Here is a 15747-nt window from a genome sequence, read left to right on the forward strand (position 1 = left end):
ACAGATTCGCGGCTTCGCAATACCGAGGAGGCGGTCAGTCCATGGTGCCCCGGTTTTGGTGCCCGTCGGAGCGGCTTAGGACCTTGCGTCCGAAACCAGCCGCGATCAGCCCGCGAGGCGCGCACGAAACAATGTGCAGCCGTCCTTCAGGCGCGACCTCGAGATATCCCTGAAGCCAGCCTCGGTCATCCATGCGCGATACTGGCCCTCGGTGTAGGATTCGCCGTGGCGATAGAGGTTCAGGAAGGTGAGGTTCAAAAAGACACCCTCGGGTGGACCAAGGCGGTCGTCATCGACGACACCCCACCCAGCAATCGCGATCTCGCCTCCTGGTGCGAGGCAGCGCGCCGCGTTCAGGATCGAACCGCGCGCCTGGTCCGGCGGGAGGACCTGGACGACGGCCTTCAGGATCGCCAGATCGTGCCGGCCGGTCGATGGCGCGACGGTTATGTCGCCCACTTCGACGACCACGTCACCGGCACCGTATTCCGAGAGAATGGCCGGCGCAGCCGCCGCGACCGTCTGCAGTTCCATCAGCGTTGCGGCCAGGTGCGGCCACCGCTCGCGAAGCCCGACGAGAATGGTCCCGGCGCCCCCGCCGATGTCGATCACCGAACCGATCGCGGAGAGGTCCATCACCTCAGCCAGATGCCGGCCGAAAATTACTCCGCCCGGCGCCAGCATGCGGCTGAACGCGGCCGCTTCCTCGGGGCCTGCTTCGGAAAAATCGTGCAGCGCTGCCGGCCGGTTCTGGCGCAGCGTCTCCGCTGTCAGCAGGTCGGCGCTCCAGAGTTCACGCAGGAGCTTGTGATCGCCGCCGCGATAGGCCGGCTTCGACGCGTCGAGGAAAGCCGACGCTTCGGCACCGTTGCGAAACTGACCATCCTTGACGTCGAGGAGGCCGATGCTGGCGAGCGCGTAGAGGAGCCGCGCCAGACGGTCAGGCTCGATGTTGAGCTTGGCGCCAAGGCTGTCGGCCGTCGCCGCGCTGTCGCCGAGCCGGGTGAAGATGCCAAGGTCCAGCCCGGCGCGAAGCGCCAGGGCGGTCGGCACCACGGCGATCAGATTGTCGATCCGGCTGGAATCCACCATGTGACATCACCTCCGCGATCCGACGCTCCGCGATCCAGGACCGCCTTTGAAGCGGGATTAGAGCCTCCGCCCCGCGGAAAGTGAAGACCGGCATGTTGGCGTGGCGAATGATCCTGACAGAAGCTGACCGAACCTCGGCTTGCGAGATTGGCCATCACCGCCTCGAACGGCGGCGTGAGGCGCAGCAGCGCCGTTCGAGCCGACCGGCAGGTCAGGCGAACGACCGTCACCAACGCTATTGGGTACGTCGTCCACACTCGACGCGACAAGCGGGGCCGCGTTCTACGGCTTGTGTTTCGCCGGAAGCGGAATGGGTTTTGTCGGCGTTAGCAGAAATCCGTGCGGCTCCCCCGACGGCGAGCGGCCATTCCCGACGATCTGGCCGCTCGAATTGATGTCTCGCGCTTCGAAGAGCGTCCAGCCGCGACCGCTGGAGTCCAACAGATCGTTGAGGTCGTAGATCGCCGTCCCGATCCACAGGGCGGCGTGAGTTGGCGAATTGCCCTTGAGCGCCGCGTCTCCGACCACGAGGCCCACATCGTTGATCCCGAGCGCCGTGCTGAACTCGCCGCCAAGCGCACGCAGATCGACGATTTTCGAGCCGACCCACACGGCCGCATGGGTTTCCGTATTCGCGTAGAGCATGGAATAGCCGGCAACCACGCCGCGATTGTTGATGGCCATGGCAAAGCTATAGTCGCCGCCGGAGAGAGTGCCGAGGTCGATTGGAGCCCCTCCCTTCCAGAGCGCCGCATGGATCTTAAAGTCGCCGGTCATGTCCGCAAACCCGACCACCGAACCGCTGTCGTTGATGGCGGTGGCTGTGCTGGTGCGTCCACCAAGGGTGCCGAGATCGGTCGCGGTGCCGCCGCTCCAGAGCGCGGCGTGTTCGAGGCGCGTGTCACCGATTGTCGAATCTCCGGCCACCTCACCCTTGGCATTGATGCCCACGGCGATGCTGATGTTGCCGGCGACAGTGCCGAGGTCGGTCGGGGCCGTGCCGTTCCAAAGCGTTGCATGGACGTTGGTTGTGCCCGCGACGCGGGAATAGCCGGCCACTTGCCCGGCATCGTTGATGCCCTGGGAACAACCGGGGGCTCCTCCAATCGCACCTAGGTCGACGACGGCCTTCCCGGTCCACTTGACGGTGTGGACGTTCGGGCTGCTGCCCGGTGGCCGCGATCCCGCCGCGTCGGAACCATTGTCCTTCGTGGTGGCGTAGCCGGCGACCTGGCCGCCGTCATTGACCGCGCAGGCATAGCTTTCGGTTCCGTCGAGCGTGCCAAGGTCCGTCAGGGTGAAGGTGACCGGCGGCGGCGGTCCGCCCGAACAGCCCGACATCGCGCCCGCGACCCCGAGAGCGAAAAACAGCAGCATCGGTGCGCAATAGTCCGTCATTGGCATGCCCCGCCTCCCAGAAGGAAAAGCTTCAGCCGGCTTTGGCGGCCGCCCTTGCACCATACAATGCTGGCGCTTGAGCGGCTAGTGAACCGCACCGGCGCAGTCTGCCGCCATGTTGATCGGCTGTTCCACGATCGCTGCTCGGGGGCCACCGATGCGGAATTCTGGAGGTGGAGCAGCGATGTCCGTGTCCGGCCCCGGGCGGTGAATCTGATACAGATCAATGTGATCGGTCTGCAGGCGACGCGAGACATAGTGTTTCCGAGCGCGATCTTCACCTCGGCGGTAGCTGATTTAAGCTCGACTTTTCCGGACACACAGGCGCGGTCATCCAGTCCATTTTTGACAAGAGCTGTGCATTCGGAGGCAATGGCGCATTCTTCGATGACTGTGACCGACGAATATGTGCGCGAAGCCAACAAGAAGCGCATCGCCGTCGACATCGCGCGTGCAATCAACCGGGGTGAAGACAAGCGAGATCAAATGAAGAGTCGGACCAATTTGCGGATCGTCCGCTGACGAAGAACCGAGGGCAGGATGAGGAGGCGCTTTCGAGCGCCCTTTTCTTGTTGCCATCGGGAGCCGTGGGCCCGGCGTGGGCCAACTGTGAGCCCTGGCATATTTTTCTCAATGATTTCAAAGGTTATGGTGACCCCGGAGAGTGGGATACTCTCGAATAAAATCAATGGCTCATGAAGCGCGACATTAACCCTCTGGCGCCGCATTTCCACGCCGCGGCAACAGCACCAAGTCGGCCGCTTCCTCGGCGTCTTTCAGTAGCCTCTTGCGCGGCATGCCCATCTGCGCACGCATTGTCAGACCGCGCGACAGGTCGAGGACCTGGCTCGCGCGCGCGGATACCGGAAAGTCAGACGGTACCTCTCCCGCGCTGATCGCGTCGTAGAAGCGCCGTTCAACTAGCGCCATGCCGCCAGCCACGGCGTCCTGCAGGAACTGCCGGACCTCGGCATCGTCAACGAGCGGCGCAACGCACACCAGAAGACACCCCGGGGCTGATCCTTCATCGGTCGCACTTTCCACGGCGTGCCTCAGGAAGCCGCCGAGCGAATCGCGAAGAGTCGTCGGCGAGAAGAGCGCCTTGGCAGCGCGAGCACCCTTCGCTTCAGCGTACGCCCGAAGGACACGCAAGAATATCGTCCGCTTGTCGCCGAAGACGGAATACAGGCTTGGCCGTCCCACCCCCATACCTTCGACGAGATCGTCAATCGTCACTCCGTCGTAGCCTTTCGACCGGAACACCCGGGTCGCCTTTTCCAGCGCGTCCCTCTCGTCGAAGTTACGGGGGCGTCCACGAGGCCTCTCAGTATTTTGAAACATTTTAGTTCTAAACTCCTTGACCCCGATCTTTGCACAAATATATAATCGAACAGTTCAAAAATGACAAGGCGGCCCTACGCTGGGACTCCTTCTCCCTTAACCTTCACCAAGGAGCCGCCCATGAAACATTCGATAGCACTCGTCACCGGCGCCACCTCCGGGCTCGGTTATGCAGCAGCCCGCTCTCTTGCCGAAAAGGGCTGGGGCGAGATCATGATCACCGGTCGCAGCCTGGCTCGGGCCAAGGAGGCGGCGGCTCAACTCGCAGCGGAAACCAAAAGAGAGATATTCACGCCGCTGGAGCTGGAGATGGACACGCCGGCCAGCGTCCAGTCCGCGCTCGCCGAGCTGGTCAAACAAGGTCGGGCGGTCGATTTCCTGCTGCTCAATGCCGGATTGGTCCCAACCAAGAAGCGCGTGATTACTGCGGCGGGCGTTGAGGCTTCTCAGGCCCCGCTGATCGGCCATCACCAACTGACTGTCGGATTGCTTCGCGCCGACCTTCTTAGCCCCAACGCGCGCATTGTTATCACCAGCGCGGAGCCTGCCCGCGGGGGCGTACCCATGTTCAAGTACACCGACCTGCCAGCCTTCGCGGCCAAGAGTTACCAGGGTAACCGAACCGCCGCTGTTGAAGCCCTGATTCGCAACGGGCCGAACGTGAAGTACGCGCCCAACAATGCTTATGCCGACGCGAAGCTCATCATCGCTTGGTGGGTCGCGGCGCTGGCGCGCAGGCTACCCTCCGGCATGGCCGTGTACGCTGTCTCGCCCGGTGCGTCGAACGACACCAAGGTGGCGCGAAACGCTGGCCCGTTGTTGAAGTACCTGATGATTCCAATCGTGAACCTCATTCCCGGCATGAATCAGACGCCGGAGACCGCGGCCCGTCGGTATCTCCAGGCTTCGGAGTTCGGAACCGACGTCTCAGGGCAATTCTTCGCCTCGGCTCAAGGGAAGTTCTCAGGCCCAATGGAGGTGCAGCGCCAGGCACACCTCTACGATCGCGCCAGCCAGGAAGCCGCGTGGCAGGCCGTGGTCAAGGTCTCCGGCGTCGACTCGTCTAACCCAGCACCCTTGCGTCCACACGATCCTAACAAAATTTTGTACTAAATAGTTCAAAATATTTTTGACCGTCGTCTCTGCGCCTCATTATCATACAAATAAGTTCAAAAATAACCAAACGCCCCTGGCGTCGCAAGGAGAGTGCGCATGGAACGATACCAAGATAAAAAAGTAGTGATTATCGGCGGTACGAGCGGCATGGGGCTTGCGACAGCGAAGATGCTCCTCGATGGGGGCGCGCGGGTCTTGGTGACGGGTCGCTCGCAGGCGGGCCTTGAATCGGCGCGGAAAGAGCTTGGGAACGACGTCATCGTGGTTTCGAGCGACGCGCGGTCGTTGACCGACATCGACTCACTCGTCGCTCAGGTGAAGACTGAGTTCGGCACCATCGACCTGCTTTTCGTCAACGCCGGGTTCAGCACTCCAACGCCTGTCGCGAACGTGACAGAGGCCATCTACGACGAGATGTTCAACCTCAACGCCAAGGGACCGTTTTTCGCGGTCCAGAAGCTCGCGCCGCTAATTAATCGGGGTGGCTCAGTCGTCCTCACGACCTCTGTCGCCAACGTCAAGGGACTGCCCGGCCAGGCGACATACGGAGCCGCCAAGGCTGCGCTGCGATCCTTCGCCCGGGTGCTTGCCGTTGAGCTTCTTCCCCAAGACATCCGCGTCAACGCGGTGTCGCCCGGTCCCATCGACACTGGCATCCTCGAAAAGGTGTTTTCCACGGAGGAGATGCGGGCCCACGTGAAGGGGCACACACTCGGCATCATCCCGATGAAGCGCTTCGGGACCTCGGAGGAGATCGCGAAGGCCGTCCTCTTCCTCGCGTTCGACGCGACCTTCACGACCGGCCTTGAGATTCCGGTCGATGGGGTTGGTCACAACTCTGAAGGCATCATCGACTGCAAGCTGCGTCGCGGACGGTCTTCAATGTCTCTCCATGTCGCAGCTTATTCGGTAGCACTGCTCCAGTGGAGGCCGATGACCATCACAACTCCCCAACCTGGAATGCAGCGACAAAATTACGTGTAGGGCGCGTTTATTTTCCGGCGGAAAAACGCGCCCTAGCTGGAGCGACCTGCTCCCGCATCATCCCGTTGTTCTGCAACCGCCCATGTGACTCGACGCCAATCCGCTGTGCGCTTGGTGTTTTGGACTTTTAGCTGCCGTGAGGTCGATGCCAATTGTATCCATCCGCCTTTTTTCCACACGAATTAGCGCCAGTTTCTTAGATGTCGAATTCGCTGAGATGCCAATGTCCGGAAAATGACCGTTTTCCGGACACCCCGCGCGAGCAACGGGGAAAAACGGCTTTATAGGCTGTTGTGTACGGAAACTAAGTGCGGCTTTCTATTGTGCTAATAACGCTCCACCAAGCTTCGAACAGACCTCATAAGACTGTTAAGCCGCCGCAAATCTGAGATGAAGGTCCGATATAAGGCGCAAAGTATCCATTCACGCCGCGTCTCCCTCAATGCACCACCGCCCGCATCCTGTCGCGCAACTCCCTCGGCGCTACGTCATACTTGCTCTTGAAGGCGCGCGAGAAATGGGCGCTGGAGTTGAAGCCGCAGGCAAAGGCGATTTCGGAGATCGAGGCCGAGGCGCGGGCGGGGGACAGGAGCTCTTCCTTGCTGCGCTCCAGCCGGCGATCCCAGACGAAGCGTTCCAGCGTCGCGCCTTCGCCTTCGAAGGCGCGGTGCAGGTAGCGGCGCGAGCAGCCCATGTGGCGGGCGATCTCCTCGGCTGACAGAGTGCTGCGCGCCAGGTTGGCGTCGATATAGGCGACGATGCGCTCGCGCAGCGCCTCCAGCGGCGAGCGGCGGAATTCGGGCGCCATGGGCTTGGCCTGGATCAGGCCGTTGACCAGCTGGATCAGGCTTTCGCCGACCCGCCGGCTGCCGGCCTCGTCCAGCCTGTGCGCTTCGCCGATGGCCATCTGCATCAGGCCGGAGACGATGTGGGTGAGGCTGTCGTCATTGCCGGGCAGGGGCAAGGGGGCGGCGAGGCGGGCGAGCGTTTCGTCGCCGAAGGTCGAGCGCGGCACCTGCAGGATCAGCTGGTCGACATCCGAGAGGTTCTGCAGGGAATAGCTGCGCACAGGGTCATAGATGATCGCCGATTGCGGGCCGAGATCGACGGCGACCTGCTGCTGCTCGAAACGGCTGCGGCCCCTCAGCTGCATCAGGATCTTGATCGCGTCCGGGTCGAAGCTGCGCCAGAACAGCCGGTCGTTGACGACCAGATGCGAGTTGGCCTTGATCTCCGAAAGGCGGCAGGCGCCGAGATTGACCGAAACCAGTTGCGGGATCGACGGCACCGTGCCGCGCGAGAAGCGCTGCGTGATCGGGCCGAACAACAGGCGCGATGTCGACAGGAAAGCTTCGCCGTCGGCGATGCTGACATGATGGGCGGAAGCGTGCATGTGTCTCCTCCTCCAAAGAAACCTCCCGTCTTGTCGCGGGCTTGCGGCCGACAGGAACTTAACATGATAATTATCTCTGCCGCAACGGCACAGATGCATGCCATTGTTCGCCGGTGAGATGGGTGGAAATCCTGGCGCTGGCCTGCCGTGCGGCTTGCCCCTGCCGGTCGGCGGTCGTGTCGTCGACGCGCGACACGGGCGAGGCCACGGCCAGCGTTCCCAGGGGAAAACCGTCGGAGCCGAGAATCGGTGCGGCGATCGAGTGCACGCCTTCCTCATAGCCCTGGGCGCTGCGCGAATAGCCGCGCGTTGCCGCCAGTTGCACCGCCGTCATCACCTTGTCGCGCGTCGTCATCGTGTGCGGGGTGAAGGCGGCCAGCGGCTTGCCGAAATAGGCTTCCACGGTTTCCGGGCGCGAGAAGGCGAGGAAGGCGATGCCCGATGCCGTGCCATGCAGCGGCAGCACCTGGCCGACATCGACATTGACGCGGTTGGCCCGGGCTGAAAGCTCGACATGCACCGTCAGCAGGGCGCCGGCACTGAATTCGCACAGATGCACGGTCTCGCCGGTTTCCAGCGCCAGGTCGCGCACCATGGGGGCGGCGACGCGCACGAAAGGCAGATGCGCATCGCGCATGCGGGCCAGCCGCGACAGGCCGGCGCCAAGGCGGTAGCGGCGGCTTTGCGGCTCCTGTTCGATCAGCCGATGCTCGGCCAGCGCCATCAGCAGCCGCCTGGCGGTCGCCTTGTCGAGGCCGGCCTTGCGGGCAAGTTCGGACAGGCCGATTTCCGGCTCCTTCAGCGTGAAATGTTCCAGCAGCGCAACCGCCTTGCCAACCGTGCTCATCGCAGACTTTCCGAGATACTTAGCGTGTGAATTAACTTGACAGCGACGCGCGCGCCTTGCAGTCTGTCTATAACATATAAAACACTGGTTCATATGATGAACCGAATGGGAACCTGAAAATAGTGCGGATTTGGTCTCGCGGGCCGGCAAGGCGGCGCGGGGCGGATTGGCGAAGTCGCCGGACCGGTTGGCGCGGTGCCACTGGTGGCGAGGGAGGAGAGAAACGAATGCCTGACAGAAGTGCCGACCTGGTTCTGAGCAATGGCCGCATCTACACGCTGGATCGCGAACGGCCATGGGCCTCGTCGGTCGCCGTCAAGGGCGGGCGCATCGTGGCGGTCGGTGGCGCCGATGCCGTTGCCGGGCTGACCGGGCCATCGACCGAGGTCGTCGATCTCAAGGGCGCCATGCTGATGCCGGGCATTGTCGACGTGCACGCACATCTGATGATGGGCGGCCAGGCCGAACTGTTCGAACTGCGCTTCTCGCCGACGGCGCGTTTCAAGGCATTGCTCGAGCGTATCGGCGAGGCGGCCGCCAAGGCGCCGCAAGGTTCATGGATCATCGGCGGGCAGTGGGGCAGCGACCTGTTGCCGAAGCTGAACACGCTGGAGGCACTGGCCGCGCTCGACAAGGTCAGCCAGGGCCGCCCGGTGATGCTGCGCGACGATACCTACCACAACCGCTGGATCAATTCGGAAGCGTTGCGGCTGGCCGGCGTTTCCGCCGCCACGCCGGACCCGGAAAAGGGCTCGATCGGCCGCGACCCGGCGACTGGCGCGCCGACCGGCATGATGATCGAATCCGCCGCCGGCATCGTCGAGAGCACCATCGCGCTGTCCGGCCACTATACCGAGGAGATGGACCGCGCGGCTATGGCGCAGGCGATCTCGACGCTCAATTCCTACGGCGTCACCGCCTTTCTCGATGCCGCCGCCATGCAGCCTATCCTCGCGGCGCTGAAGGGGCTCGATGATCGCGGCGAGTTGACGGCCTGGTCGGTGTCGGCGATGCCGGCCGTCGAGCCGTCCTTCATGTTCGGCATTGCCGGCGACGAGCTGATCGCGCTGCGCGACCAGTATCGCAGCGCCCATGCCAGGCCCGATTTCGTCAAGGTGTTCCTCGATGGCGTGCCGGGCGCCCGCACCGCCGCCTTCCATGAGCCCTATACCGAGGATCCGATCGTCGGCTGCTGCTTCCGTGGCTCGACCATCGTCACCGTGCCGGACCTGATCCGCTGGGTGGGCAAATGCGAAAAGCTCGGCCTTGGCGTCAAGATCCATTGCGCCGGCGACGCCGCCGTCAGCCAGGCGCTCGATGCCATCGATGTCGTGCGCTCCTTCAACGGGCCGACCAAGCTCGTGCATCACATCGCCCATGCCAGCTACATCGCGCCTGAAGACATCGCCCGCTTCGCCGAGCTTGGCGTGGCCGCCGACCTGTCGCCGTTCCTGTGGTATCCGACCAGCTTCCTCGAAGGCCACAAGCAGACGATGGGCGAGGCGCGCGCGCTGCGCTTCTGGCCAAACAAGGATCTGCTGGCCGCCGGCGCGCTGCTGGCCGGCGGCTCCGACTGGCCGGTCATGCCCAACCCCGATCCGTGGAACGGCATCGAGGGCCTGGTGACACGGCGCAACCCGAGCGGCGAATTCGCCGGTGTCGCGCTGTGGCCGGAACAGGCGATCGATGTCGCTACGGCGCTCGAAATCTTCACCATCAACTCGGCCCGCGCCATCGGCCTTGCCGACAGGGTCGGCTCGATCGAGATCGGCAAGTCGGCCGACTTCATCAAGCTCGACCGCAACGTGCTGGAAACGCCGGCCGACGAGATCGCCGATACCAAGGTGATGACCACCTGGTTCGAGGGGAGGGTCGTCTATGAGCGGACCTGAACCGCTGCCGCGCGCATCGGTTCCGGTGACCATCCTCACCGGCTTCCTCGGTTCGGGCAAGACCACGGTGCTCAACCGGCTGCTGCGCCGGCCGTCGCTGGTGGGCGCCGCCGTCATCATCAACGAGTTCGGCGCCATCGGGCTCGACCATCTGCTGATCGAGGCGAGCGAGGAGCAATTCACGCTTCTCGACAATGGCTGCGTCTGCTGCACGGTGCGCGGCGACCTGGTGGCAACGCTGAAGGCGCTCGACCTGCGCGGCAGGAGCGGCGAGGTGCCTGACATCACGCATGTCGTCATCGAGACGACGGGTCTCGCCGATCCCGCTCCCATCCTGCATACGCTGATGGCCGAGCCGGAACTCGCTGGCCGCTACTTTGTCGCCGGCGTCGTCACCACGGTCGATGCGGCCAACGGTCCGGCGACGCTTGAGCGCCATGCCGAAGCAGCCAAGCAGGTCGCGGTCGCCGACCGGCTTTTGATCACCAAGGCCGATCTGGTCCCGGCGGACAGCCTGGCTGACCTGGAGCGTCGGCTGGCAGCGCTGGCGCCGACGGCGCGGCAAAGCCGGGCGCAGAATGGCGAGGCGGATTTCGACATCCTCGACAATCAGCATCTTGGCGCCACAGCGGACCGGATCGCCGGCTGGCTGGAGATGGCGGGTGCCGGCCACGGGCATGAATGCGGGCCGCACTGCGATCATGACCATGGCCATCTCGGCCATGACCATCACGAAGGGGGCCATCAGGCAGGCGGCCATCATCATCACGGCATCCAGTCCTACAGTTTCGTCATCGATGAGCCGATCGAATGGGCGGCCTTCGCGCGCTGGCTCGACTATGTCGCGGCGCTCAAGGGCGAGGACCTGCTGCGGCTCAAGGGGCTGGTGCATGTGACGGAGGAGCCGGAACGGCCGCTCGTCCTGCATGGCGTGCAGCATGTCTTCCATCCGCCTGTCCGGCTCGATGCCTGGCCGTCGGCGGACCGGCGCACGCGGCTGGTCTTTATCGTGCGCGACATTCCAAGGGAGACGATCGCGCGCACGCTGACAAAATTCGCGGCCATCGACGCAGCCAGTATCGGCGCGCCGGTGCGCCACGCCGCATGACCATGAAACGCAACAGAAAAAACAGGGGAGAGACAGACATGCAATGGAAATCCAGCCTGCTCATCGCGGCATTCGCCGGCTTGAGCCTTAGCGCCATGGCCGGGACGGCTTCCGCCGCCGGCCCGACCTGCAAGGACGGAACGATCAAGGTCGGCGCGGTGTCGACCATCACCGGCCCGGCCGACTTCAGCGAAGTGCCGAAGGCGACCAAGGCAGCCTTCGATGCCGTCAACGCCGCCGGCGGCATCGGCGGCTGCAAGATCGATTACACGATCGCCGACGACAAGGCCGACCCGGCGGTTGCCGCGCAAGCCGCGCGCGACCTGATCGACAACAAGGAAGCCGTGGCGCTGGTCGGTTCGGGCAGCCTGCTCGACTGCGCCGTCAATTCCGCCACCTACAGCCGCAAGAAGATCCTGTCCGTGCAAGGCCTCGGCGTCGACGCCGCCTGCTTCTCGTCGCCCAATGTGTCCCCGGTCAATGTCGGGCCCTACACGCTGTCGACCGCCATGGCCTATTACGCTACCAACCAGCTGAAGAGCGAGAAGCTCTGCGCCTTCTTCATCATCATCGGCGGCACGCAGGAGGCCTACAAGAAGGCAATCGAGAACTGGGAAAAGATCTCGGGCAAGAAGATCCATCTCATCGACCTGACATTGCCCTTCCAGGGCGATCTCACGCCCTATGTCATCAAGGCGCGCGATGCCGGCTGCGACGCGGTGCTGACCAACCAGGTCGAGCCGCAGGTGGTGCAGCTGATCAAGACCGTGGACGCGCAGAAGATCACCGGCATCAACTGGCTGTTCCTGGCGCCGGGCTATACCGAGCAGGTTGCCTCCGCGCTCGCCGACACCAAGCAGCCGATCTATGTCGGCACCGAATGGGAGCCCTTCACCGAGAAGGGTTCGCCGGCCAACGCGCAGTGGGTGGCCGACATGCAGAAGGCCGGCCGGCCGCTGACCGCCTTCTCGCAAGGCGGCTATCTCGCCGCCCAGCTGTTCCTCAAGGTGGTGGCTTCCATTGATGGTGAAGTCACGCGTGAAAGCGTGACCAAGGCGCTGCACGACATGCAGCCGATCACCAATCCGCTTTCCGGCAGCGCTTACGTCTTCGGCACGGCGAAGGTCCATTCGCCGATGCAGGCGACGAAGGTGATGAAGCTGGAAAAGGGCGCCTGGACCGTAGAGACGCCCGAGTGGGTTGTGCTGCCGCAGGTCAAGTGACCCGGCACTCCTGACAGCATGACCCTTGGGCGGCGGCCCCAACCCGCCGCCCTTTTTTCCGGACTTTCCTGTAACCTGGACATCTGATGAACGCATTGCTCACATCCGCCGTGGCGGGGCTGACAGCCGGAGGCACCTATGCCTTGCTTGGCGTCTGCGCCGTCTTCACCTACCGGCTGGTCGCCGTGGTCAATTTCACCGGCGCCGCGATCGGCACGGCCGGCACCTTCGTGCTGATCGCGCTCTTCGAAGCGGGCTTCCCGGTCTGGCCATCGGTGCTGGCGGGTGTCGCTGCCGGCACCGGGGTCGGTGTTCTCATCGGCTTCATCATGACCAGGTGGTTCGGCGAGGCCAGCGCCTCGACCAAGGCGGCGGTCACCGTCGCGCTGCTGGTCGGCATCATAGCGGTCGGGCTTCGGCTCACCGGCGGCCAGCATCCGCACAATATGCCGGAACTGTTTCCAGGTTCCGCCTTCCGCATGGCCGGCGTCGAGGTCACCATCGCCTCGGTGCTGACGATCGGGCTGGCAGCACTTTTCACCGTGCTTGCCGACCTGTTCCTCAACAACACCAAGGTTGGTCTCAATCTGCGCGCGCTGGCCGACCGGCCGATGGCGGCTGAGCTGCTCGGCATCCGCGTGCAGCTTCTGTCGCTGCTGGTCTGGGGCATGACCGGCGCCTTCACCACATTCGCGCTGATGATCATCGCGCCGCAGCGCTCACCGAATTTCATGACGCTCAGCCTGCTCGTGGTACCGGCACTGGCGGCGGCTCTTGTCGGCCTGTTCCGCAGCTTCTGGCGCACGCTGGCCGGCGGCATCGCACTTGGCGTCATCGAAGGCATGGCAAGCTCGGTCGACAGCATCAGCCAATACCGCAGCGCCATTCCCTTCCTGGTGGTGCTCGCCGTTCTGCTCTGGTCGCAGCGGGAGGCTCGCTGGGATGAAGCGCGCTAGTCTCCGGGCCTCGCTGGTCGTTGTCATCGCGGCGGTCATCCTTGGCGGCGTCATCGCCGGCCTCCTGCCGTCCTACTGGGTGTTCCTGGCGACATCGGTGCTGATCACCGGCGTCGCGCTGCAGAGCCTCGGTCTCGTCGCCGGGCGCACCGGCATGATCGCGCTGTGCCAGATGTCGTTCGCCGGCGTCGGCGCCTGGACCGTCGGCTATCTCAATCTCGCCGAAGCACCGGGCGGCCTTGCCGTCTGGATCCTGATCGGCGGCCTGGCGGCGGTGCCGCTTGGCGTCGCCATCGGCCTGCCGGCGCTCAGGCTGCGCGGGATCAACCTTGCCATCGTCACGCTGTCCTTCGCCACCGCTTTCGACACCATCCTGGCGACCATGACCTATCCCGGCCAGACCGACTTCCTGCAAGTGCCGAGGCCGGAACTGTTCGACAGCGACGAGGGCTATTTTGTCTTTGTGCTGCTGTTCTACGTAGTCATTGCCGTGGCGCTTGAAATCCTCAGCCGCTCGCGTCTCGGCGCCTCCTGGCTGGCCGTGCGGCACTCTGAACGCGCGGCGGCGGCGCATGGCGTCAGCATCGCCACGGCCAAGCTGTCGGCCTTCGCCATCTCGGCCTTTGTCGCCGGCATTTCGGGCGGGCTTCTGGCCGGCTATCTCGGCACGCTGGTTTCCGAGAATTTCAGCATGATGCAGTCCCTGTCGCTCTACGCCGTGGCCGTCATGACGGGCGCGCATTTCGCCGAGGGCGCCATCATAGGCGGCGTGCTGGTCGTCATGTTCCCGGAAATCCTGCGCCGGCTGGACCTGCCGCAGGACATCGGCAACGTGCTGTTCGCCATCGGCGCCACGCAGGCGCTGTCGACCGGCGAGACGATGAGCGAGACCTTTCGGCGGCAGTTCCGCAAACTGCTGCCGGCGCGCCAGCCAAAGGCCGCGACCGGCCAGGCGAGCGACCTGCCGGCGGCCGTCGCGCATCCAACCGGTGCCGCGCTCACCATCGAAAACCTCACCGTGCGCTATGGCAGCGTGGTGGCGCTCGACGGCGTCAGCCTGACGGTTGCCGCCGGCACGGTGGCCGGGCTGATCGGTCCCAACGGGGCGGGGAAGTCGACCTTCATCGATGCCGTCGCCGGGTTCCTGGCGAATTATGAGGGCAGCATCAAGCTCGGCGGCAAGCCGCTGGAAGGCATGCCGGCGCATCTGCGTGCCCGCGAAGGCGTGCGCCGGACATGGCAGACCAACCGAATCGCGCCCGAACTCACCGTCGGCGGCTATATCGCGCTGGGGGCCAAGGGCCTGTCGGCCAGCGAGACCAAGGCGCTGCTCGACTGGCTGGATTGTCCGCATCCCGATGCGCTTGTCGTTTCGGTCGATGCCGGCACCAGGCGCCTGCTCGATGTCGCCGGCGTGGTCGCCGCGCGCCCGGCGGTGGTGCTGCTCGACGAGCCGGCAGCCGGCCAGTCGCATGAGGAGAGCGTGCGGCTGGGGCAACGCATCGCCGAAATCCCAAAACTGTTCGGCTCGGCGGTGCTTCTGGTCGAGCATGACATGGATCTGGTGCGCGCCGTCTGCTCGGAGATCACCGTGCTCGATTTCGGCCGCGTCATTGCCTCGGGTCCGCCCGCCAAGGTGCTGGACCAGGGATCGGTGAAGAAGGCCTATCTCGGCATCGAGGAAGAGAGTGTCGCGGCATGAGCAAGCTGGTCGTCTCCTCGCTCTCCATCAACCGCGCTGAACTGCCCGTTGTGTCAGAGGTCGACATCGCGGCGCAAAGCGGCGCCATCAGCGTCGTGCTGGGCGCCAACGGCGCCGGCAAGACGACGCTGCTCGAAGGCCTGTCGGGCATCATTCCGGTCGCCGGCGGCGCGATCGCCATCGATGGCCGCGAGATCCAGAAGGCGCGGCCCGGCGTGCGTTCGCGCGAAGGGCTTGCCCATGTCGAGCAGGGGCGCACCGTGTTCCGGCAACTGACCACCGAGGAGAACCTGAGGGTCAGCCTGCATCCGTCCGCCGACATCGCGGAAGCCTATGCGCTGTTTCCCGAACTGGTGCAGCGCCGCACGGTCAAGGCGAGCCTCTTGTCAGGCGGCGAGCAGCAGATGCTGGTCATCGCGCGGGCTCTTCTTACACGGCCGAAGGTGCTCCTGATCGACGAGATGTCGGCGGGACTGGCGCCGGTGATCGTGACCCGGCTGATGAGCGCGGTGCGCAAGCTCGCAGACAATGGCCTGGCTGTGCTGCTGGTCGAACAGTTCGCCGCACTCGCTTTGTCGATCGGCGACCGCGCCTATGTCATGCGCCGCGGCCGCGTCGTCCATGACGGCGACTGCGCCGGGCTGCTCAAGTCGCCGGACAAACTGCACCGGCTTTATCTCGGGGGGTAGGGAAAA

The 15747-nt window shown here is 64.3% G+C and carries 14 protein-coding genes; 9 read left to right on the top strand and 5 right to left on the bottom strand.

Translation table 11 applies throughout. The features are described from left to right. Window positions 1-105: 105 nt before the first annotated feature. On the bottom strand, window positions 106-1092 hold the full coding sequence (locus GA829_RS14690) for a methyltransferase (RefSeq protein ID WP_195179179.1): 987 nt from the start codon (window positions 1090-1092) through the stop codon (window positions 106-108). A gap of 282 nt (window positions 1093-1374) precedes the next feature. Further along, a complete protein-coding gene (locus GA829_RS14695) occupies window positions 1375-2469 on the bottom strand; it encodes an HAF repeat-containing protein (RefSeq protein WP_195179180.1) in 1095 nt (364 codons plus the stop codon). Between the two features lie 87 nt (window positions 2470-2556). Here GA829_RS14695 and GA829_RS36690 point away from each other — a divergent pair, with 87 nt between their 5' ends. Next, a complete protein-coding gene (locus GA829_RS36690; RefSeq protein WP_258052294.1) occupies window positions 2557-3012 on the top strand; it encodes a hypothetical protein in 456 nt (151 codons plus the stop codon). Between the two features lie 186 nt (window positions 3013-3198). Here the strand turns inward: GA829_RS36690 and GA829_RS14705 are convergent, their stop codons facing one another. Next, window positions 3199-3831 (bottom strand): TetR/AcrR family transcriptional regulator, encoded by a 633-nt coding sequence (locus GA829_RS14705; RefSeq protein ID WP_195179181.1) that lies wholly within the window; start codon window positions 3829-3831, stop codon window positions 3199-3201. A 120-nt stretch (window positions 3832-3951) separates the two neighbouring features. Between GA829_RS14705 and GA829_RS14710 the strand changes: the two genes are divergently transcribed. Next, complete coding sequence (locus GA829_RS14710) at window positions 3952-4944, top strand: SDR family NAD(P)-dependent oxidoreductase (RefSeq protein WP_195179182.1); 993 nt, start codon at window positions 3952-3954, stop codon at window positions 4942-4944. Between the two features lie 99 nt (window positions 4945-5043). Beyond that, entirely contained in the window at window positions 5044-5931 is an 888-nt protein-coding gene (locus GA829_RS14715; protein ID WP_195179183.1) for an SDR family oxidoreductase, read from the top strand. Between the two features lie 439 nt (window positions 5932-6370). Here GA829_RS14715 and GA829_RS14720 read toward each other — a convergent pair whose 3' ends face one another. Together GA829_RS14720 and GA829_RS14725 are read right to left on the bottom strand one after the other, a co-directional pair. Then, complete coding sequence (locus GA829_RS14720) at window positions 6371-7324, bottom strand: helix-turn-helix domain-containing protein (protein ID WP_195179184.1); 954 nt, start codon at window positions 7322-7324, stop codon at window positions 6371-6373. 70 nt (window positions 7325-7394) lie between these two features. Beyond that, window positions 7395-8171 carry an IclR family transcriptional regulator gene (locus GA829_RS14725; protein ID WP_195179185.1) on the bottom strand — a complete coding sequence of 259 codons (777 nt, stop codon included), beginning with the start codon at window positions 8169-8171 and terminating at the stop codon, window positions 7395-7397. 227 nt (window positions 8172-8398) lie between these two features. Here GA829_RS14725 and GA829_RS14730 point away from each other — a divergent pair, with 227 nt between their 5' ends. From GA829_RS14730 to GA829_RS14755, 6 genes are all read left to right on the top strand, one after another. Further along, the gene (locus GA829_RS14730) at window positions 8399-10063 is read left to right on the top strand and encodes an amidohydrolase (protein WP_195179186.1); all 1665 of its coding nucleotides are present in this window, start codon (window positions 8399-8401) and stop codon (window positions 10061-10063) included. Beyond that, window positions 10050-11171 (top strand): CobW family GTP-binding protein, encoded by a 1122-nt coding sequence (locus tag GA829_RS14735; protein ID WP_195179187.1) that lies wholly within the window; start codon window positions 10050-10052, stop codon window positions 11169-11171. Before GA829_RS14730 ends, GA829_RS14735 begins: the two co-directional genes overlap by 14 nt. A 38-nt stretch (window positions 11172-11209) precedes the next feature. Then, window positions 11210-12394 carry an ABC transporter substrate-binding protein gene (locus GA829_RS14740; protein ID WP_195179188.1) on the top strand — a complete coding sequence of 395 codons (1185 nt, stop codon included), beginning with the start codon at window positions 11210-11212 and terminating at the stop codon, window positions 12392-12394. Window positions 12395-12480: 86 nt separating this feature from the next. Continuing rightward, on the top strand, window positions 12481-13350 hold the full coding sequence (locus tag GA829_RS14745) for a branched-chain amino acid ABC transporter permease (RefSeq protein ID WP_195179189.1): 870 nt from the start codon (window positions 12481-12483) through the stop codon (window positions 13348-13350). Continuing rightward, on the top strand, window positions 13337-15052 hold the full coding sequence (locus tag GA829_RS14750) for a branched-chain amino acid ABC transporter ATP-binding protein/permease (RefSeq protein WP_195179190.1): 1716 nt from the start codon (window positions 13337-13339) through the stop codon (window positions 15050-15052). The genes GA829_RS14745 and GA829_RS14750 overlap by 14 nt, the downstream gene beginning before the upstream one ends. After that, complete coding sequence (locus tag GA829_RS14755; RefSeq protein WP_195179191.1) at window positions 15049-15741, top strand: ABC transporter ATP-binding protein; 693 nt, start codon at window positions 15049-15051, stop codon at window positions 15739-15741. The genes GA829_RS14750 and GA829_RS14755 overlap by 4 nt, the downstream gene beginning before the upstream one ends. Window positions 15742-15747: the final 6 nt, after the last annotated feature.

This window comes from Mesorhizobium sp. INR15 (genome assembly GCF_015500075.1).
GTDB lineage: Bacteria > Pseudomonadota > Alphaproteobacteria > Rhizobiales > Rhizobiaceae > Mesorhizobium.